Annotated in this window: 2 protein-coding genes; both read left to right on the top strand. The window is 22.7% G+C overall.

Features of this window, described 5'->3' with window-relative positions; translation table 11 throughout:
• The first annotated feature begins 132 nt into the window (after window positions 1-132).
• Window positions 133-363: a hypothetical protein gene (locus Q0370_RS01690; protein WP_299571257.1), complete on the top strand. Its 231-nt coding sequence runs from the start codon at window positions 133-135 to the stop codon at window positions 361-363.
• A 93-nt stretch (window positions 364-456) separates the two neighbouring features.
• Window positions 457-1,386, top strand: coding sequence for a hypothetical protein (locus Q0370_RS01685; protein WP_299571254.1), 930 nt, complete (start codon window positions 457-459; stop codon window positions 1,384-1,386).
• Window positions 1,387-1,503: the final 117 nt, after the last annotated feature.

Raw genomic sequence — 1,503 nt, 5'->3', positions numbered from 1 at the left:
ATTGAAAGTAATAGATCCAGGGTAAAACCATTTTGTTGAAACCAACGAAAAGCATGTTGCTGATATCGGCAAAATGGTATCGAGAACGTTTGGACGGTGTAAGGAAAACGATAGAAATTAGGAGGATTTGAAATGAAAAAATTATTATTAGCAGGACTTTTGGTAATAACTATAAGTTGTAGTACATATTACGAGAAATTTCAGCAAGAATGCAAGCAATATAAAGTTATTAAAAAGTTAAAATCTAAAACAAGTAAAAAGATATATCTGAAATTTGAGAATGGGAGTATATATGAGGTATCACCGATAATGAAGTATGAGGATATAGAAGAGGAACGTAAGTTAAAAAAATGTGATTTTTAGAAAATAAATTTAGAAATTAGGACAACGACAGTTGAATATTTTTGGTTTCAAGGTATAATAAAATGTAATAATATTACATTAAGGAGATCAACTATGAATAATAATAGGAAAAAAATAAAAATAAAATTTTGGAATGAAACAAAAGATAACTATATAGAAACAAATATTGTTCTAGATGAATATTATGAAAAATGGATAAAGGAACTTTTCAACTTTATTTTGAAGATTAAATCAGAACGTAAAAAGTATTGTATACAATCATTATTTTGTTTAGAATATAGTTTTTTTGAACAAGCAGAAGCAACAACTGCTCAATTTTTATATTTTTTAACCAAAGATGAGATAAGTCAAATGACAGGAAATAACACATTAGAACTTTTATGTGATTATGCTTCAAATAGCGATGAAAATTTGAGAAAAAAATTACTTGAATATTTGACAAAACTTTGTAGATATAAATTTAATGATATTTTTGTAGCTCATTTTTTTGATTTTTTTATAGGAATTTGGTCAAATTTTGAAGCTGCAGTTACAAGTATTTGTTTTTTGTTTGAAGAACAATTTCAAGAAAAAATTAATAACAGTAATTTTAAAAAAATGTGTAAATTTTTAAATAAACATTTTGAAAATAAAGAAATTATTGATGAGTTCAAAAAAAAGAAAATTGAATTTCAAAATTCTTTTCCTAAGTATCTATCTTTTTCTGATAAAATAAATTTATTATTCAAAGATGTACTTTCTAAATCATCTTATTCAAGAGAGATAAAAAAAGATAAGGAAATTATAGAATTTTGTATAAAATCAAGAAATACTATACATAACAATGGAATAAATCATACAGATTCATCCGAACTAGAAATCAATGGAGAAAAAATTATTTTAAACAAAAATGAACCTGCATATTATAAATCTTTTTTTTCTATGATTACTTTGGTTAATGAAATTTTTGATATTTATTTAGAAATTTTAAATTCTTTTCAGGATAAACAAAATAATAGATTAAATCAATCAAAAGAAAAATAAGTTAAGATTTTTATTGAAAATAATAATAGAAAATGATACAATAAGAGAGGTAATAAAATGTTACAAAAAGAGCAACTAGAAGAAATTGAGAAAGATAAAAATTTGTTATTTTTTATA

The organism is uncultured Leptotrichia sp. (assembly GCF_938036635.1).
GTDB classification, from domain to species: Bacteria; Fusobacteriota; Fusobacteriia; order Fusobacteriales; family Leptotrichiaceae; genus Leptotrichia; species Leptotrichia hongkongensis.
Note: the sequence above shows the minus strand (reverse complement) of the source record. Positions and strands in the feature narration are given on the sequence as shown.